We start from the raw sequence: 18,310 nt of genomic DNA, 5'->3' as shown, positions 1-18,310 counted from the left end.
AGGGTAACATATCTGCTAATCTAGTACAGCCCCTTTTCTAAACATAGCTCACTCCTTGATTGCTATATTTAAGGCTACCTGAAAAAACCAAATTGGTTTTCAGGTAGCCTTTATTCAGCCAAACGGCCTTACACCACGATATTCACCAGCCGTTTCGGCACGACGATGATTTTCTTCGGTGCTTTGCCTTCCATGAACTTCTGCGCGCCGGCGGTGGCGAGGGCGGCAGCTTCGATGGTGGCTTTGTCAGCCTCGGCAGGAACAGTGATTTTATCGCGCAGTTTGCCGTTTACCTGCACCATCATCTCCATCTCGGTTTGCACCAGCGCGGCGGGATCAGCTTTCGGCCAGGGCTGCTGCCACACATTGCCACCCTCACGCAGCTGCTCCCACAGGTTTTCGCAAATATGCGGCACGATGGGCCACAGCAAAAGCAGTACGGTTTCAAGGGTCTCCTGCGCCACTTCGCGGCCGTGTGCTTCGGCGAATGCGCCGTTTTTGGCGGTGGCATCATACTGGTTCAGCAGTTCCATCACAGCGGCGATGGCGGTGTTGAACTGCTGGCGGCGGTCGTAGTCGTCCGTTACTTTGGCGATGGTGCTGTGCAGCTTGAAGCGCAACTCTTTCAGGCTACCTGAAAGTGAATTGTGGCTACCTGCAAACACTGCGGCCGTGCCGCCCTGTTTGAACTCATACACGGTGCGCCACAGGCGGCGCAGGAAGCGGTGCGCGCCTTCCACGCCTGCATCCGACCATTCCAGCGACTGTTCGGGCGGGCTGGCGAACATCATAAACAGGCGGGCGGTGTCCGCGCCGTAAGCATCAATGATTTGCTGCGGGTCCACGCCGTTGTTTTTGGATTTGGACATTTTTTCCACACCGCCGATGACCACGGGCTGCCCGTCCGCCTCCAACACGGCGGATACGGGGCGGCCTTTGTCGTCGGTCTGCACGCGTACTTCGGCGGGGTTGAACCAGGTTTTTTTGCCGTCCGCGCTTTCGCGGTAATACGTCGCCGCCAGCACCATGCCCTGTGTGAGCAGTTGTTTGAACGGCTCGCGCACGGACACGATGCCTTCATCATTCATCAGTTTGGTGAAGAAACGGGCGTACAAAAGGTGCAGAATCGCGTGTTCGATACCGCCGATATACTGGTCGGCCTGCCCCCAATACGCGGCGGCTTCGGGCGCGACCATGTGCGCGTCGTCGCGCGGCGACATATAGCGGAACTGGTACCAGCTCGATTCGACAAACGTGTCCATGGTGTCGGTTTCGCGCTTGGCCGCGCCGCCGCATTTCGGACATTTTGTCTCGTAAAATTCGGGCATTTTGGCCAGCGGCGAACCTGCGCCGTCGGGCACGACGTTTTCAGGCAGCACCACGGGCAAATCTTGTTCGGGCACGGGCACGTCGCCGCAGGTATCGCAATGGATAATCGGCACGGGGCAGCCCCAATAGCGTTGGCGCGAAATGCCCCAGTCGCGCAGGCGGTATTGCGTTTTCGGCTCGCCCGCAGAAGCAGCCTGCAACTTGGTGGCAATGGCATCGAAGGCTACCTGAAAACTCAAACCGTTGAATTCGTTGCTGTTTACCAGCACGCCGTTTTCCTTGTCGGCATACCAATCCTGCCATTGCGCCGCGTCAAACGGCTGCCCGTCCACGCTAATCACTTGTTTTATCGGCAGATGGTATTGTTTGGCAAAGGCGAAATCGCGCTCATCGTGCGCGGGAACAGCCATCACCGCGCCGTCGCCGTAGCCCCACAGCACATAGTTCGCCACCCACACTTCCAGCCGCTCGCCGTTGAGCGGGTTAATGACGAAGCGGCCGGTGGGCATGCCTTTTTTCTCCATGGTCGCCATGTCGGCTTCCGCCACGCTGCCCGCCTTGCATTCGGCGATGAACGCTTGCAGTGCAGACTGCTTTTCGGCTGCGGCGGCGGCCAGCGGATGCTCGGCGGCCACGGCCACATACGTCGCGCCCATCAGCGTGTCGGGGCGGGTGGTGTACACCTGCACAAACTCGCGGTGGCTTTCAGGCAGCCCTTCGCAGCTGTCGGCGGCTACCTGAAAACGTACGGTCATGCCGCGCGATTTGCCAATCCAGTTGCGCTGCATGGTTTTCACCTGTTCCGGCCAGTCCAAACCGTCCAAATCCGCCAGCAATTGCTCGGCGTAATCGGTGATTTTGAAGTAGTACATCGGGATTTCGCGCTTCTCCACCAGCGCGCCGGAACGCCAGCCGCGTCCGTCAATCACCTGTTCGTTCGCCAGCACGGTTTGATCAACCGGGTCCCAGTTCACCGTGCCTAGTTTCTTGTACACAATGCCTTTTTCAAACAGCTTGGTAAACAGCAACTGCTCCCAGCGGTAGTATTCCGGGCGGCAGGTGGCGATTTCGCGCTCCCAATCCAGCGCAAAGCCCAGGCTCTGCAACTGCTTGCGCATATAGGCAATGTTTTCATACGTCCATTTGGACGGCGCAACTTGGTGGTTAATCGCCGCATTTTCGGCGGGCATGCCGAACGCGTCCCAACCCATCGGCTGCAACACGTTGAACCCCTGCATTTTTTTGAAGCGGCTGCGCACGTCGCCGATGGTGTAGTTGCGCACATGCCCCATGTGCAGCTTGCCGCTGGGATAGGGAAACATGGAGAGGCAGTAGAATTTGGGTTTGCTACTGTCTTCTTGAACGTTGAAAACGCGGTGTGCCGCCCATTTTTCGCGGGCAGCGGGCTCGGTGAGAGAGGGTTGGTAGTGTTCTTGCATGATGAGGTTTTGCCGATGATTTTCGGATAGATTGGAAAGCTGCGAATTATAAGCCAGCAGCGGGGGCTACGCCAAACAAGATAGCAGTAGGAAAAATAATCGGGCAGCTGTTGCTTGAAACAGCTGCCCGTGGCAATTTAGTGATTCTAACCAGAATACAGATTGAAATAAGCTGGCCACATTTCTCCGTGGGCAGAGGCTACCTGAAAGCACCAGCCTGAATAAACTGAATCCATCGCTGTGGCTAGCCGATATAAACAAACTCTCCAGCCCGCATAAAAAAAAGCCATCAATACCAAGGGAGGAAGTATTGATGGCCAACTTGCGGGAAAACGTCTACTTACTATCCATGCTGCCTACCAAGAAGCAGCACAGATGCGGCGCATTATATAGAACACTTTTTACCTTGTCGCCACTTATTGTCGTTATTTACCCAAATACGGCAATCTGCTGCGATTAAATTGCATAAAAACACACTTTACCAACAATCCAGCTACGTACTTTACCTAAGATTAACACCAGTATTTAAACAATATTTTTTAACACTTCTTCACTTTTAGTTTGCTTATGCTGTTCAATGTTATGCTATTTCAAGTGTTGCATTTTTGTCATCATCTGCTGTATTCATCTTTTTAACGGCTTGCCGCACCTTCTCTGGATCGCTTAGGCGCAGCAGCTTTTTCACCTGCGCCGCCAGTTCCCCTGCATAGCTTTGAATGATTACATTCTTCACAGCCAAAAGATTGCTGGCATTCATGGAGAAGCGACGCAAGCCCAAGCCGAGCAGTAGGCGGGTAAAATGTAAATCGCCGGCCATCTCGCCGCATACCGACACCGGCTTGCCCATGCGTTTGGCAGTGCTGAAAATATGGTGCAGCAGTTTTAACACAGCCGGATGGGCGGGCTGGTAGAGATAGCTCACGCTGTCGTCGCCGCGGTCTACTGATAAGGTGTATTGAATCAAATCGTTGGTACCCACCGAGATAAAATCCAAGTGTTGCAGGATATGGCCCACTGTGAGCGCGGCGGAGGGGATTTCAATCATCGCGCCCACCTGCACTTCGCCATATTCCGTGCCGCGTTCATCCAGCTGTTTACGGGCAACGACCAAATGATTGATACATTGTCTCACTTCGTCCACCGAAGTAATCATCGGCCACATGATTTTCACCGGCCCGTGTGCCGCTGCACGCAAAATTGCGCGCATTTGGGTGCGGAACATCGTTGGCTCGGCCAAGCATAAACGGATACCGGTCATGCCCAGCGCGGGATTGAGCGCATGGCCTTCACCAAACCAGCGCGGATTCTTATCTACGCCCAAATCCACAGTACGCACGGTGAGCGGCTTGCCTTTGAGCTTTTTCACAATGCCGGCATACACGCGGTATTGCTCGTCTTCATCAGGCAGATTATCGCGGTTGAGAAACAAAAACTCGCTACGGAACAGCCCCACGCCGTCGGCAGAGAGGCGGTGCATCAGGCGTACATCCTGTGCGGATTCGATATTGGCCAACAACTCGATGTCTGCGCCGTCTTTGGTGGTGGCGGTGATGTCTTTGAGCTTGTTGAGCAGGCGGCGTTGGCTGCGGTATACGCGGTCGCGCTTGCGGTATTCGCTGAGGATTAAATCGTCGGGGTTGATAATCAGCACGCCGCTGATGCCGTCCACGATAATCCAGTCGTCTTGGCTGATGAGTTCGCGTGCGTTGTAGAGCCCGATCACGGAAGGAATATCCAGACTGCGCCCCAAAATGGCGGTGTGGCTGGTGGGGCCGCCGGCATCGGTGGCGAAGCCGGCAATATGGTGTTCTTTAAAATATACTGCGTCGGCAGGCGACAAATCGTGGGCAATCAGGATGATGTCGTCGTCTAACTCGCCTTCTTCGGGCATGAAATCGGTGTTCTGCCCCATCAGGTTTTGGTAAATCCGCTCGGCTACCTGAAGCATATCCTGCTTGCGTTCGCGCAGGTATTCATCTTCAATCGCATCAAACTGCTCGGCTAGCTTGTCAGTTTGCAGCTTCAGCGCCCATTCGGCATTGATGGCCTGCGCACGCAAAATATCAATCGGCTCGCGGGAAAGCGTAACGTCGGTCAAAAGCATCAGGTGCAACGAAATAAACGCGCCCAATTCGGTTGGCGCATTTTCCGGAATGGCGCTGCGCAGCTGCTCCAGTTGGCGGCGCGTGGCCTTGATGGCGGCATCGAAACGTTCGGCTTCCGCATCAATTTCTTCCGGCGCCAAATCCAGCTGCGGCACTTCCTCCATGCCGCGCACCACCAAATGTGCCCGCCCGATGGCAATCCCGCCGCCTGCTGCAAATCCGTGCAACACCACGCTCATATTTATTCGCCTTCGTCAAAATAATTGTTGATTAAAGCCACCAGCGCCTGCATGGCCGCCTGTTCGTCGGCGCCTTCGGTTTCAATTTCAATCACCGAGCCCTTGGCTGCCGCCAGCATCATCAAGCCCATGATGCTTTTGCCGTTTACGCACCTGCCGTTGCGGCACACCCGTACTTCCGCCGCAAACGCGCCTGCGGTTTGCGTAAACTTGCTCGACGCACGCGCGTGCAGTCCCAGTTTATTGATAATCTCCACTTCCTGTTTCAGCATACGCCCTGCTCCTCTTCCGGCAGCAACAGCATAATCCCCGCCAAGGCCGATTGGCGCACCGATTCGGCCAGCGCCAGCAAATCATCGGCCTTTTCCGCCTCCTGTACCGCCTTCACCATCATCGGCGCATTCAGCCCGGTGAGCATCACCATGCGGTGGTGCGACAGTAACCGGCGGCCGATATTGCACGGCGTGGCGCCAAACACATCGGCCAAAAGCAAAATGCCGTCGGCAAACGCCAAACACTCCGCTGCTGCTTGGGCTCGTGCGGCAGCCGCATCCACATCATCATCCGGGTTCACGCCCACAATCGCCAAATGCGCCGGCATCTGACCGAAAAAATGCCGGGCCAGCTTGGTGTATGACTCGCCCAGCGTTTCATGCGTGATAATCATCAAACCAATCATGTTTCTCATTCCATTGCAAAATTCTTTTCAGGTAGCCTTTAAGCAGGAAAACAGGCTGAGGCTACCTGAAAGTGTTTAATCGGCCATTTTCCGTTTTCAGATAGCCTTTGGCAACAGGCGGGCAGCAAGCAGATGCGTCAACGCCATCCTCCGGCAATCACAAAATTTCAGGTAGCCTCTGCTGGGCAATAGGCTACCTGAAAACTCTAACTCAACCAATAATACACATACAGCCCGAAAATGCTAAACAGCACCACCAGCGCACAGCCCAACTTCGCTACCACGCCCGCCACAAAGCCCAAGAGCGTGCCCAGCCCCACTTTGCCGGCGGCCCACAAACTGCGTTGCGCCGCAAACTCCCCCACTGCCGCACCAATCAGCGGACCCAACACCATGCCCGGCAGCGCAAAAAACAGCCCGACAACACCGCCTGCCAGCGAACCCCACAGCGCCTGTTTGCTCGCTCCGGTAAATTTCGCCCCCAACAACCCCGCCACATAATCCAGCGTCCAGGCCAGCGCCATAATCAGCCCCAACACCGTCAGCGCCGTGGTGCCGATCACCTCGTAATCCTGGCTGTAGGCCAAGAGCCAAGTACCCGCAAACATCAGCGGCATCCCCGGCAGCAGCGGGTGTATCGAGCCCGCCAAACCCGCCAACAGCAACACCAACGCCAAAATAATCAGCAAAACCGTCATCGTAAATTCCTTTATCAAACAAGGCGGGCAAATTCCCACACGCTCAACCAAATAAGGCCGCCGCCGCCAATTTAAAGCCTGGGCGCTTTTGCCCATCTGCCGCCCAAGGTATAATGCCGCCCCAAACATTGGCTGCCGTTTGCGGCACAGCCTTTCCATTTTCAGGTAGCCTGCCAGCGGCAGCCTGCCCCCACCACCCCAATCGGAGAAATATGAATCCCGTCCTCAACACCGCCGTCAAAGCCGCCCGCCGCGCCGGCGACATGATGCTGCGTGCTGCCAACAACTTGCCCGCAGTTAAAATCGACAGCAAAGCCTTCAACGACTTCGTTTCCGATATAGACCGCACCGCCGAAGAAATCATCCGCGAAATCCTGCAGGAAGCCTATCCCCAGCACAAAATCACCGCCGAAGAAGGCGGCAGCAGCGGCCCCGAAAAAGCCGAATACGAATGGATTATCGACCCGCTCGACGGCACCACCAACTACCTGCACGGCCATCCCCAATACGCCATCAGCATGGCTCTGCTGCACAAAGGCGTATTGCAGGAAGCCCTCGTGTATGCCCCCGAGCGCAACGACCTCTACCTCGCCTCACGTGGTGAAGGTGCCCTGCTCAACGACCGCCGCATCCGCGTATCCAGCCGCATCGAGCTCAACCGCTGCCTGATTGGTACCGGCTTCCCCGTGGTAGATCAAAGCATGATGGAACGCTACCTGAACATCCTGCGCGACTTCCTCGCCAAAACCGCCGGCGCCCGCCGCGAAGGCGCCGCCTCGCTCGATTTGTGCGCCGTAGCCTGCGGCCGCTTCGACGGCTTCTTCGAATTCAACCTCAAACCCTGGGACATCGCCGCCGGCGCACTGATCGTACAAGAAGCGGGCGGCATCGTAACCGATATGCGCGGTAACGAAGGCTGGCTCGAAAGCGGCAACATCGTGGCCGCCCAACCAAAAGTGCTGGCACAAATGCTGCAAACCATCGCCCCACATTTGGCTGCCTGATACGCCCGCACGGCATAAAGGCTACCTGAAAGCACAGCGTCAACGAAATTCAAACACGCGCTATGTTTTCAGGTAGCCTTTTCCCATTTCCCATCCCCATGCTTACTCAGCCTCCACATAATACCCCAGCCGATTCTCCCTTACCTTCACCCGCACCGTCTGCCCGATCATCTCCTGCGGCGCATTCCGCAAAAAACCGTATTCCACATCAAACTGCGTACCGTTCTCCAGCTCCAGCACCCACGTATTGAACCCACTCCGGCTTCCCCGTGTTTCCAACAACCGGGCTTGCACTAAAACTGGCGGCATCGGCAGCAATGTGGCCAGCACGATGCCGTTTACCGCCACCCGCGTCATCACGCAAGCCAGCAACACGCCCCACATCACGCGCGACATCTTAGATTTAAACTTATTATCTGCACCCGCAGCACCCTGCCCTCCGCTCGCCGGCCAGCGCAGCAGCCAACGCACGCAGCACACCGCCAGCGGCACAAACACAATGATGCCCAGCCGCGAAGCATCTGCCTTCCACACCAGCGGCCGGGTAAGCAGCAAAAGCGATCCCAGCAACACCGCCACCACCAATGCCAACTTATTCCACGGCTCCCATTCATCCGGTTCAAACCAAGCCATTTTGCTTCTTCCTATTCAGTTCACAGGCTACCTGAAACTTAATCCACCACAGCTTTCAGGTAGCCTCCCATTTATTACGCTACTCCGCCGAAATACCCCCGCACCAAATCCAGTACATTCTCCAACAGCGGGTCGTGCTGCCCCTCATGCCAGGCCAGGGTCACGCTGGTGATTTGGATATCGTCGTTCAGCGGCCGCAACACGGCGTTATCGGGCAGGTAGCGTTCGGAAGACACCGGCACCAATGCCACGCCCTGCTCGCAACCGGCAAAGGCTACCTGTAAGGCGATAGAGCGCACTTCGTGCAGGATATTGGGCACAAAGCCGGCGCGTTGGCAGGCGGCAAGCAGGGCGTCGAAGGAATCGGGGCTGACTGCGCGCTCAAACATCACAAAGCCTTCGCAAGCCAGGTCTTTTAAATCTATCGACTCGCGCTCGGCAAAGGGATGGCTTTTCGGCAATACCACGGCCAGCGGCTCGCGGCGCAGGGTGTGCAGGCGGATGGTGCTGTCCCATGGGATTTCCAGGCGGGCGAAGGCGAGGTCGATGTCGCCCGCCTGCAGCAGCGGCTCGGCGTCGCCGCTGTCGATTTCGCGCACCCGCACAGTGAGCGTGGGATAGTGCCGGTGGATGTGTTCGATGAGCGGCGGCACCACTTCCAACAGCGCCACGGTAATCGCGCCAATATGCAGAATGCCGCTGTGGCCGGCGGCGATTTCCTGCACGGTGGTTTGCAGCCGCTGCATCTGCTCGGCAAATTTGCGCACGGCGGGCAAGATGGAATAGCCGGCGGCGGTGAGTTTGGTGCCGCGCCGCGAGCGTTCAAACAGCACCATACCCAAGGCCTGCTCGAGCTGTTTGATATGTTCGGTGAGCGGCGGCTGCGACATATTCAGCCGCTCGGCGGCACGCCCGAAATGTTCTTCTTCGGCCACGGCAAGAAACATCCACAAATGGCGAATGAGGCGGAAATTTATCATCTGCTTTCCCTATCACAGGCTTCCTTAAGCAGTATTTTATATATCAAGAAACCGGTTGTATAGTATGGCTACCTGAGTATTTGGGAGTATGTAAATGTTCGGTATTATTAATTTTTCTGCTTATTTGCTCGCCGTGTTGCTGCTGGTGTTGCTGCCCGGGCCGAATATGATTTACTGCTTATCAGTGGCCGGGCAATACGGCACCAAAACAGGCTGGAGCGCCTTCGCCGGTATCTTTGTCGGCAATGGTGTGTTGATTGTGGCTTCCACTTTCGGCGCCAGCGCCCTGCTGCAAACCTATCCTTCTTTATTTAACGCGCTACAACTGGCCGGCGGCGCATACTTGGCTTATTTGGGCATTATGCTGCTGCGTGAAGGCTGGCTCAAATTGCATCATGCCGCTGCTGCCAAAGCCGAGGGGCATGCTGCCGAGGGCACCTTGCTGCAAGTGTTCCGCAAATCGCTCACCATTTCATTGCTCAATCCGCAAAGTTTGCTGTTCTTCCCGGCCATCATGGTGCAGTTTGTCGATATCCGCTACGAACACCCACACCTGAGCTTCCTGCTCTTGGGCGGCACCTTCCAGCTGTGCAGCCTGCTGTGCATGGGCACGCTGATCCTGATGGCGAACTCAGTCGGGCGCGTGGGCACCAAATACAGCCGTGTGGCTGCATTCGGTAAAAGCGGTGCCGGTGCCCTGTTTATCTTCTTCGCAGCCAAACTGTGGCTGGCCACCGCCATCGTCTAAACTCAACCCTCAATTGCTGCTTTAGGCTACCTGAAAATAATTGGCCGCACTCCGCACCAAACTCCTATCCGCAACAGCCACAATTTTTCAGGTAGCCTTTTTTTGCGGGCAGCAGATACCGCTTCTGCAATTTTCAGGTAGCCTGTCTTTCACACAAAGAGGCTACCTGAACACTATCTGCCCAACTCTTTTTTCCAATACCGACTATTTTTCAGCCAGCCTTCTCCCTGCCAAGGCTACCTGAAAATCTGCCAGGGTCTATTGACAGCTATTTTTCCAAGCAGATTTTTGCCCCCAAGGCGGCAGATTCAAGGCGGAAACCGCAGTAAGGTTGGGCACCTTGCGAGGACTTCCAACGCGGAGGATGCCGCCTTTGGGGTAAAAAGACGCGGAAACCAGCAGTTGTCAACAGCCCCTAAGCTATTGCCGCCAATCCGCTTTAGGCTATAATCGCCGTTTTTCATCATCTTCCGGTTTCCTTTTGAAATTCGCCACCCGCCTTCGCCGCGCGCGCCGCTACCGGCCCTATCAGCCGAAGGCGGTGATGCCGGCACACTATATTTCTTGCCACTCCTGCGGGCTTGAGCTGCGCCTGCCGCCGCTCAAGCCGGGGAAAGCGGCATTTTGCCCGCGCTGCGGCCATCCGCTGGCGCGGGTGGAAGCCAACCCGTTTCTGCTGCCGCCGGCGCTGGCCTTGGCCTCGCTGATTATGCTGGCAGTGGTGTTTTCCGGGTTGTATATGCATGTCACGGTGTTGGGCTTAGAGGTACCGCTCACCATGCCGGAAATGATGAAGGTGCTAATTTTGCAGAAATCCGGCTTCTTGGCCGAGGTGATGTTTGTGCTCACTTTCGGCGCGCCGTTTTTCTTCTGCCTGCTGTGTCTGTATGTGTATGGCGGGCTGTTGCGGGGCAAGCCGCCGCCGGGTGTACTACGTGCCACGCGCTGGCTGGTGCGGCTGCGCGGCTGGATGATGGGAGATGGGTTTTTTATTTCTACGCTGGTGGCCTATATCAAGCTGGGCAAAGTGGCGGAAGTGCATTTCGGGCCGGCGTTTTATTTGATGTTTGTGCTGTCCGTGCTGCTTATCCGCACTGCACTTTCCGTGCCGGAGCATTGGGTGTATTACCAAATCCGGCGGCTGCGCGGGGATAAAGATTTGGTGCGGCCTGAGGGCGGCTCGGTGTTTTGCGGCAAGTGTTTGTTTGAGCGGCCTGCACACGAAACCGAATGCGAAATTTGCGGCTCGGGGCTGCATAAGCGTCGGCCAAACAGCCTAGGCTTGAGCTTGGCGCTGCTGATTACTTCTGTGATTTTGCTGCTGCCGGCCAATCTGATGACGATTATGGTGTCGTCCAACCCCACCGTTATCGAACGCAGCACGATTTTCAGCGGCATTCAGTTTATGTGGCGCGACGGCGACCACTACATCGCCATGATTATTTTCAGCGCGAGCATTATGGTGCCGTGGCTGAAGATTATCGCCATGGGCGTGCTGCTGTATGCGGCGAAGTTCGGCACCAAGATGGCGCCGCAGAAGCTTGCCAAGCTGTATTTGATTACGGAATCCATCGGGCGCTGGTCGATGATCGATATTTTCGTCATCATCATGCTGATGTCCACTTTCCGCACGCACATGGCGCGGGTGGTGCCCGGGCCGGCGGCGCTGTATTTCTGCCTAGTGGTGCTGCTCACCATGCTTTCGGCGCATTTTTTCGACCCGCGCCTGATATGGGACAAGGCTACCCAGCACAACAAGAAGGCTACCTGAAACCATTAATGGCTGCCCGAACCGTTTTCAGGTAGCCTCAACGCAGCATAGGCTACCTGAAACCTCTTTTATAAAACGCAAAATCACACAATGAATAAACATTCTTCCACACGCGAGCCACAGGCACAAATCCGCCGCAACCGCAGTTTTTCCTTTATGGTGTGGCTGATTCCGCTCATCGCCCTCCTCACCGGCGGCTGGCTGCTGTTCGACCACATCCGCAACACCGGCCCGGAAATCACGCTATATATGAGCAATGCCGAAGGCATTGAAGTGAACAACACCGTGATTAAGGTATTGGATGTAGACGTGGGCCGCGTTACCGCCATCCATCTGCGTCCCGGCCAGGAAGGAGTGGCGCTCACCGCCCAGCTCACCGGCGAAGCGAAAGACATGATCCGCAAAGACAGCCAATTTTGGATGGTGAAACCGCGCGTGGATCAAAGTGGCATCACCGGCTTGAGCACGCTCGTGTCCGGCTCGTATATCGCCCTGATGCCCGGCAAAAGCCCGGAAGAAGCACGCGAATTTACCGTAGCCGATGTGCCGCCCGTATCTGCCTTCGCCCAAGGCGGCCTGCGGTTGCGCTTAAAAGGCGGCAGCGGCAAAATTCTTAGCAGCGGCAGCCCGGTGATGTACCGCGACATCGTGGTGGGCATCGTGGAGGGAGCAAAATTCGACCCCGTGTCCAAAACCACCGACTACCAAATCTTCATCGGCAGCCCCAACGACAAACTCATCGGCAACAATGTGCGCTTCTGGCTGCAAAGCGGCCTCAAAATCGAGCTCGGCGGCAGCGGCCTCAAAGTGGACACCCCTTCCCTGCCCGCTCTGATTTCCGGCGCCATCGCCTTCGACGACCCGCCCGACGGCAACAAAGGCGGCCAGGTGGCCAACAACGCCCTCTTCCCCCTCTACGACAGCCGTGCCGACGTGGACAACCAAGCCGACACGCGCTCGCTGTATTACGTGGTTTTCTTCAAACAAAGCGTGCGCGGCCTGGCTGCCGGCGCGCCCGTGGAATACAAAGGCATCCCCATCGGCACGGTAACCGACGTGCCCTATTTCAGCCGAAACGACAGCCTCAACCTGTTCGACAACGGCTGGATTCCCGTGCGTATCCGCATCGATCCCTCCCGCCTCGAAATCAACGCCGACAGCCAAAGCAAAGAAGCCTGGGCCGACCAAATCAGCCGCGCCCTCAACAAAGGCCTCAGCGCCACCCTGTCCAGCAACAACCTGCTCACCGGCTCCCTGTTTGTCGAGCTTTCCGAAGCCCCCGGCCAAAGCGTGCTCAAACCCGCCGCCAGCTATCAGGGCAACACCGTCATCGCCAGCCGTAACGGCGGCAGCCTGGGCGATTTGCAGCAGCAAGTATCCACCCTGCTCGACAAATTCAACCGCCTACCGCTGGATAAAACCGTGCGCGAACTCAACGGCAGCCTAACCGAGCTGAAAGGCACGCTCGCCCAGGCCAACCGCCTGCTCGGCCAGCCGCAAACCCAGCAGCTGCCCGGCGAGCTCAACCGCACCCTGGCCGAACTGCGCACTACCCTGCAGGGCGTATCCCCGCAATCGCCCGTGTATGGCGACGTGCAGAAAACCCTGCGCAGCATCGACCGCACCCTGCAGCAGGCCGCGCCCGTGCTGAACACCCTCAAAGAGCAGCCCAACGCCCTGATTTTCAACTCTTCCGCCACCGACCCCACCCCGAAAGGAAGCCGCTGATGTCCTTATTTGCCAAACTGTCCGCCGCCGCCACGGCCCTGCTGCTGGCCGCCTGCGCCTCCGCCCCCGCCGCCCAGTATTTCAGCCTGCCCGACAGCGCCTTTGTGCCGCCTGCCGGCCAAAGCAGCGGCCAAACCGCCGTGCAAATCATCCTGGCCGAGCCGCTCGGTCAAGGCGGCCTCGTTTACCAAACCGACGCCCACCGCCTCAACTTCGCCCGCCACCACCTGTGGGCCGCTCCGCTGGATCAAAGCCTGGCCGCCGCCTTCAGCAACCGGCTCAACCGCCGCGGCAGCGCCCGCTTCGTGCCCTACGGCCGCGGTAACGGCCTGCCCGTGCTCAAGATTTACATCGAGCAATTCCAAGGCAGCTTCCAAGGCCACACCCTCGTGAGCGGCTATGCCCAATGGCCGAACGGCCGAACCACCCCATTCAATATCCAAACCCCGCAGCAGGGCGACGGCTACCCCGCCATGGTGGAATCCCTGTCCCAAGGCCTCAACCGCGCTGCCGACACCGTGAGCGGTCACTAAATATACCGCCGCAAGCATCAACAAAGGCTACCTGAAATTTTCAGGTAGCCTTTTTTAGGGCAGGCAGCATAAATGCATCACAACCTGTCGCTATCGCGGATGAAAACGGGCATGGAGCAAGGCGGCAAGGCGCAGTCGGTATATAGTGAATTAACTTAAACCAGTACAGCGTTGCCTCGCCTTGCCGTAACGTGTGTACTGTCTGCGGCTCACCGCCTTGTCCTGATTTTTGTTAATCCACTATACTGATAGCCGGACGAACCAACGCCGTGGCATGCTTGTTTCCATTCACGCAACAACTCTCCACGCCATGCGGCCTAAGCTCGCCCTACCCCTCCCCCACACTGTCTGCAACTTGCCACCAGCTAGGAGCAAACCTGCACATTTACGTTTTCAGGTAGCCTGTCCTCATTTCTTGGCAAAGCCGCGTGCCTGTAGGAAAGGCAGGATGTGCGGGCGTAGGGGTTGGGCCAGGGTGCGGGTGATTTGGCCACGCCAATCCAAATCCAGCCCGCTGCGGGTCTGATAGTAGGCAGCCAGTTTGCGGTTGTAGGCATCGAGGGTGTCGCTGCCGCATTCGCGGTAGCGGTTTTCGCTCACGATGGCATCAAGCGGTAGGCGCGGACGGTGCAGCGGGTTTTGTGCGGGGTGACCGAGGCAGAGGCCGAACAGCGGCACGGCAGTATCTGGCAGGCCGAGGGCTTCGGCGGCAGCGGCAATATCGTTGCGCAGGGAGCCGATGTACACGCCGCCCAGGCCGAGCGATTCGGCAGCCAGCAAAACGTTTTGCGCGGTAATGCCGGCGTCCACGGCGCCCAGCAACAGGGCTTCGGTATAGTCGGTTTGGATATCTGGCACGAGGCGGCGGTGTTTGGTGTAGTCGATGCAGAACACGAGAAATTCCGGCGCGAGGCGGACGTATTCCTGTTGGGCGGCAATCTGATACAGCCGCTCGCGTACGGCGGGGTCGGTAACGCGGATGATGTGGATGCACTGCATGAAGCTGGAGGAAGAAGCGGCGCGGCCGGCCTCGAGCACGGCGGCGAGCTGCTCCTGCGCAACGGGCTCGGCAGTGAATTTGCGGATGGAGCGGTGAGCCAGCGCAGTAGTCAGCACGGGTTGGGAGTTGAATTGGGTGGGCATGGGAATCCTGTATTAGCGGTGGGAAGGCTACCTGAAAATTGAAATGGCGAGATGGTTGAGCCACCTACCCGGCTGTCTAATATGAACGTTTATGCCAAAGGTTTTCAGGTAGCCTATAAACGTAAGGCTACCTGAAAACTGAAGCGCTGGATGCAAGGCGCAAGCTGTTAGCTGCAGCCAGGTTTACTCAGCAGTTTTCTTATTGCCGTCCACCACCACGGTAAGCTTGCCGGTGGTGGGATGGATAACTAAACCATGTACGGCAATGTGCGCGGGCATCAGTGGGTGTTGTTTGATGAGATTCACGGTATGACGCACACTGTCATCGGCATTATCGAAGCCGGTGAGCCAGCCGTCCAAGTCAATACCGGCATGGCGCAAGGTGTTGATATTGGCTTCTGGGATGCCGGCAGCCCGGGCTTTGTTCAGCAGGCGTTCAGGGGAAAAGCCACACATGCCGCAGTCGTGGTGTGCCACCACCATGATTTCTTCCACATGCAAATCAAACACGCCCACCAAGAGGCTGCGCATGACCGAGCCCCACGGATGCAGTACCACCGCACCTGCATTGCGGATCACCTTGGCATCGCCGTTTTTCAAGCCTAAGGCGGCATACAGCAGCTCAAGAATGCGCGTATCCATGCACGATAGGATGGCCAGTTTCTTTTCAGGATATTTATCGCTAAAAAATTCTACGTATTTGCCGCTTTCAACGAAGCGCTTGTTGTGATCGATTATTTCATTGAGTAGATTCATGAAAGTTTCCTTCGATAGTTGTGGGTGGAGCCGCAAATTGATGCAAAAATCAATAAGGCTCATTATATACCAGCGCGGCAAATCATTTCTGCATTCTGTTGGGATCTACCCCATACATACAAACAGGCTACCTGAACCTATTTTCAGGTAGCCTGTAGAGGCAAAATCTGCTCGAATTAAGAACGGATGCCAGATGCTTTCACGCTGTCGATGTAGCCGTGATCATTAATGCGGATATGACGGAACAGCCAGCCTTCGCACAAATCGATTACTTCATTCAAAGCTTCAGCATCGCCATTCTGATAACGGGCTTGCAGGGTGCTCATACGGGTTACGAAGTTTTGATGCACTTTTCTGTGTTGTTCCACAAGGCGGTATTGCGCCTCTTCCAGCATCATTTCTTCGTAGCTGAAGTGTTCTACGGTGTAGTCAATCAGGTGTTGGAACTCCTGCTCGACAGCTTCTTTATCGTTAGCTTCTCTAGCATCATACAGTTTATTAATGTAATCAACTAGCTGCTTGTGTTGTGCATCGATATCGTCAAATCCGGTATCCAAATCGGAAGTCCAATATACAAAAGGCATAGCGTATCCCTCATCAAGTAAACAAAAAACTGATTGCACCCGGCATTTAACTCCCTTGCCTGGCGGCAACCTTCATATAACCGAAAATCTGCCAACCATAACTGCGGCAGTATGGCAAACAAATTTGTAATAATCTTTCTATTTCTCCCTAGCAAGTATTATGCCAGCTTCCTCTTCTGACGTAAATAAACCTTTCTGCCGAAACAGAAAGGTTTATTGATTACCAGCAAGAATACCGGCAAAAACTACCGGCACTCACAGGTTTAGCGGCGGCCGTAGCCGTCTACTTGGATTTCCACGCGACGATTGGGCTGCAGGCAGGCAATCAGCTGACTGCGACCACCGTGGTTGTCGCACTGTTTAACCGGCTGGGATTCACCCATACCAACTGCACGAATTCTGTCAGCCGGCAGGCCTTGAGCTGCCAAATAACGGCGCACAGTTTCGGCGCGCTGCTGCGACAGGTTTTGATTATAGGCATCTGAGCCGAGGTAATCAGTGTGGCCGATTACGGTGATACTGTTGAGCTGTTCAAAGTTTCTCAACTGAGCGGCCAGTTCATTCAACTCTTCACGACCACGCAATTGCAAATCCTGTTCGCTACTACGATCGAACGCAAACAGTACGTCTGCACTCAGCGTGTAGCGATGATGTTGCTGTTGCGCAGGTGCAGCGGGAGCCGGCTGCTGCGGCGGACAGGTAGCGTTTTCAGGATCAACAGCGCGCCAGTAAGTTTCGTTGCTGAACATGTTTTTGTCGAACAACACTTTAAATTGGCAAGTAGTTACGCCGTTCGTGCCTTGGCCGGGGGTATGAAAATGGAACAGGTAGTTCCATTCGCGCGGACGCCACATTTCGCCATAGTGCGGGCGCCCGATCAAGTAGTACAGTTCGTCTTTAGTCAGACCGGCTCTCACTTGCTTCAGACTACCCAAATCGGGGAAGGTACCGCGGGTTTTATTGAACGTTACCCGATCCCATTTCGGCCATACCGGCTGATCGGTAGTACCACTTGAGCTTACTTTTGTGAGTGAGGAGCAGGCAGACAATGCCACCGCAGCAGCGGCCACAACTGCTGTACGACGAGCTACTTGAGACAATTTCATAATTTTTCCTTTGAATTGGTTTATTTTCCGGTAAGGCTACCTGAAAACACTATTTAGATTTTCAGGTAGCCTCTTTTAGCTTACCACTGATAGCCGGCACCGATAGAAGCACCGAAGTTACCACGTGAATTACCGCTACCGGTGGCTTTGATAATCCAGTTACCGCTGTCGGAAATAGTGGAGAAGCCGACGGCATAACCGGTTTCGCCTTTGTAGTAGCCGCCGCCTACAGCCACCATGTTCTTACCAGGCAGATAAGCCTGTGGCAAGCCTGCGGTAGCAATGGCTTGGGCTACACCGGCATTAGCGGTATCAGCCACATCGTTAATCTTGGCATCCAAAGCAGCGATGTTGGCATTGCCGGCACCATGAAGAGAACCTAAGGCTGCATTCAACTGGCTCACGTTTACTGCATCCGTACCAGCTGTACCATCGGCAACGTTGGTAATCTTGTTGCCGCCGTTATTCAAACCGCCGGTGGTGAGGCTTACAGGATTGCCACCACCTGCCGGAGTGATGGTTACTCCACCGCCGTTGGTAACAGTTTGGTTACCGGCTGCATCAGTGGTGGTAACGCTGGTTACGCTCAGGTTCGGATTCAACGCCAATTGTGCACCGCCAGTTACAGTAGTGCTGGTAATGTTGTTGTCACCTTTCACGTTGATGGTGTCGCCCAGCTGGTAGTTGTTGCTACCGGTAGTACCACCGAAGTTAATACCTTTGGCCACATTTTGGTTGGTGGCATGCAGTTGGCTACCGTTTACGGCTTCCGTACTGGTGGCACTCAGCGTACCGGGGGCAACATTACCCAAGGTAACCGGACCACCTGCAGCAT

General features: G+C 56.0%; 17 protein-coding genes. 5 read left to right on the top strand and 12 right to left on the bottom strand.

Annotation, left to right across the window (positions count from 1 at the left end):
• Positions 1-128 precede the first annotated feature (128 nt).
• The 5 genes from leuS to HMPREF2541_RS05685 all read right to left on the bottom strand — a co-directional run bounded on the left by leuS (position 129) and on the right by HMPREF2541_RS05685 (position 6,489).
• A complete protein-coding gene (gene leuS, locus HMPREF2541_RS05705; RefSeq protein WP_070542190.1) occupies positions 129-2,768 on the bottom strand; it encodes a leucine--tRNA ligase in 2,640 nt (879 codons plus the stop codon).
• Between the two features lie 580 nt (positions 2,769-3,348).
• Positions 3,349-5,112, bottom strand: coding sequence for a phosphoenolpyruvate--protein phosphotransferase (gene ptsP, locus HMPREF2541_RS05700; protein ID WP_070542189.1), 1,764 nt, complete (start codon positions 5,110-5,112; stop codon positions 3,349-3,351).
• Positions 5,113-5,114: 2 nt separating this feature from the next.
• Positions 5,115-5,384, bottom strand: coding sequence for an HPr family phosphocarrier protein (locus tag HMPREF2541_RS05695; protein ID WP_003823389.1), 270 nt, complete (start codon positions 5,382-5,384; stop codon positions 5,115-5,117).
• Positions 5,378-5,791, bottom strand: coding sequence for a PTS sugar transporter subunit IIA (locus tag HMPREF2541_RS05690; RefSeq protein WP_064088106.1), 414 nt, complete (start codon positions 5,789-5,791; stop codon positions 5,378-5,380). Before HMPREF2541_RS05690 ends, HMPREF2541_RS05695 begins: the two co-directional genes overlap by 7 nt.
• 206 nt (positions 5,792-5,997) lie before the next feature.
• Positions 5,998-6,489 carry a DUF456 domain-containing protein gene (locus tag HMPREF2541_RS05685; protein ID WP_070542186.1) on the bottom strand — a complete coding sequence of 164 codons (492 nt, stop codon included), beginning with the start codon at positions 6,487-6,489 and terminating at the stop codon, positions 5,998-6,000.
• Between the two features lie 212 nt (positions 6,490-6,701).
• Between HMPREF2541_RS05685 and HMPREF2541_RS05680 the strand changes: the two genes are divergently transcribed.
• The gene (locus HMPREF2541_RS05680) at positions 6,702-7,493 is read left to right on the top strand and encodes an inositol monophosphatase family protein (RefSeq protein ID WP_070542183.1); all 792 of its coding nucleotides are present in this window, start codon (positions 6,702-6,704) and stop codon (positions 7,491-7,493) included.
• 102 nt (positions 7,494-7,595) lie between these two features.
• Here HMPREF2541_RS05680 and HMPREF2541_RS05675 read toward each other — a convergent pair whose 3' ends face one another.
• Together HMPREF2541_RS05675 and HMPREF2541_RS05670 are read right to left on the bottom strand one after the other, a co-directional pair.
• A complete protein-coding gene (locus tag HMPREF2541_RS05675; RefSeq protein ID WP_064088103.1) occupies positions 7,596-8,126 on the bottom strand; it encodes a hypothetical protein in 531 nt (176 codons plus the stop codon).
• Between the two features lie 74 nt (positions 8,127-8,200).
• Positions 8,201-9,106 (bottom strand): LysR substrate-binding domain-containing protein, encoded by a 906-nt coding sequence (locus HMPREF2541_RS05670; RefSeq protein WP_064083955.1) that lies wholly within the window; start codon positions 9,104-9,106, stop codon positions 8,201-8,203.
• A 94-nt stretch (positions 9,107-9,200) separates the two neighbouring features.
• On the opposite strand from HMPREF2541_RS05670, the gene leuE reads away from it, so the two are divergent.
• From leuE to HMPREF2541_RS05650, 4 genes are all read left to right on the top strand, one after another.
• Entirely contained in the window at positions 9,201-9,854 is a 654-nt protein-coding gene (leuE, locus tag HMPREF2541_RS05665; RefSeq protein ID WP_023886932.1) for a leucine efflux protein LeuE, read from the top strand.
• 544 nt (positions 9,855-10,398) lie between these two features.
• Positions 10,399-11,625 carry a paraquat-inducible protein A gene (locus tag HMPREF2541_RS05660; RefSeq protein WP_141744207.1) on the top strand — a complete coding sequence of 409 codons (1,227 nt, stop codon included), beginning with the start codon at positions 10,399-10,401 and terminating at the stop codon, positions 11,623-11,625.
• Between the two features lie 90 nt (positions 11,626-11,715).
• Positions 11,716-13,353 carry an intermembrane transport protein PqiB gene (pqiB, locus tag HMPREF2541_RS05655; protein ID WP_070542177.1) on the top strand — a complete coding sequence of 546 codons (1,638 nt, stop codon included), beginning with the start codon at positions 11,716-11,718 and terminating at the stop codon, positions 13,351-13,353.
• A complete protein-coding gene (locus tag HMPREF2541_RS05650) occupies positions 13,353-13,886 on the top strand; it encodes a PqiC family protein (RefSeq protein ID WP_070542174.1) in 534 nt (177 codons plus the stop codon). The genes pqiB and HMPREF2541_RS05650 overlap by 1 nt, the downstream gene beginning before the upstream one ends.
• Before the next feature lie 408 nt (positions 13,887-14,294).
• Here the strand turns inward: HMPREF2541_RS05650 and nfsA are convergent, their stop codons facing one another.
• The 5 genes from nfsA to HMPREF2541_RS05625 form a co-directional block, all read right to left on the bottom strand.
• Positions 14,295-15,029, bottom strand: a complete 735-nt coding sequence (nfsA, locus tag HMPREF2541_RS05645; protein ID WP_070542170.1) for an oxygen-insensitive NADPH nitroreductase — start codon at positions 15,027-15,029, stop codon at positions 14,295-14,297.
• Between the two features lie 183 nt (positions 15,030-15,212).
• Positions 15,213-15,785, bottom strand: coding sequence for a beta-class carbonic anhydrase (locus HMPREF2541_RS05640; RefSeq protein WP_023886937.1), 573 nt, complete (start codon positions 15,783-15,785; stop codon positions 15,213-15,215).
• Positions 15,786-15,961: 176 nt separating this feature from the next.
• A complete protein-coding gene (locus HMPREF2541_RS05635) occupies positions 15,962-16,369 on the bottom strand; it encodes a bacteriohemerythrin (RefSeq protein WP_023886938.1) in 408 nt (135 codons plus the stop codon).
• Between the two features lie 263 nt (positions 16,370-16,632).
• The gene (locus tag HMPREF2541_RS05630) at positions 16,633-17,475 is read right to left on the bottom strand and encodes an OmpA family protein (protein WP_070542167.1); all 843 of its coding nucleotides are present in this window, start codon (positions 17,473-17,475) and stop codon (positions 16,633-16,635) included.
• An 80-nt stretch (positions 17,476-17,555) separates the two neighbouring features.
• Positions 17,556-18,310, bottom strand: a 755-nt coding sequence (locus HMPREF2541_RS05625) for a YadA family autotransporter adhesin (protein WP_246824976.1), incomplete at its 5' end; no start/stop codon positions are given.

This window comes from Eikenella sp. HMSC061C02 (assembly GCF_001809035.1).
Lineage (GTDB): Bacteria > Pseudomonadota > Gammaproteobacteria > Burkholderiales > Neisseriaceae > Eikenella > Eikenella corrodens.
Note: the sequence above shows the minus strand (reverse complement) of the source record. Positions and strands in the feature narration are given on the sequence as shown.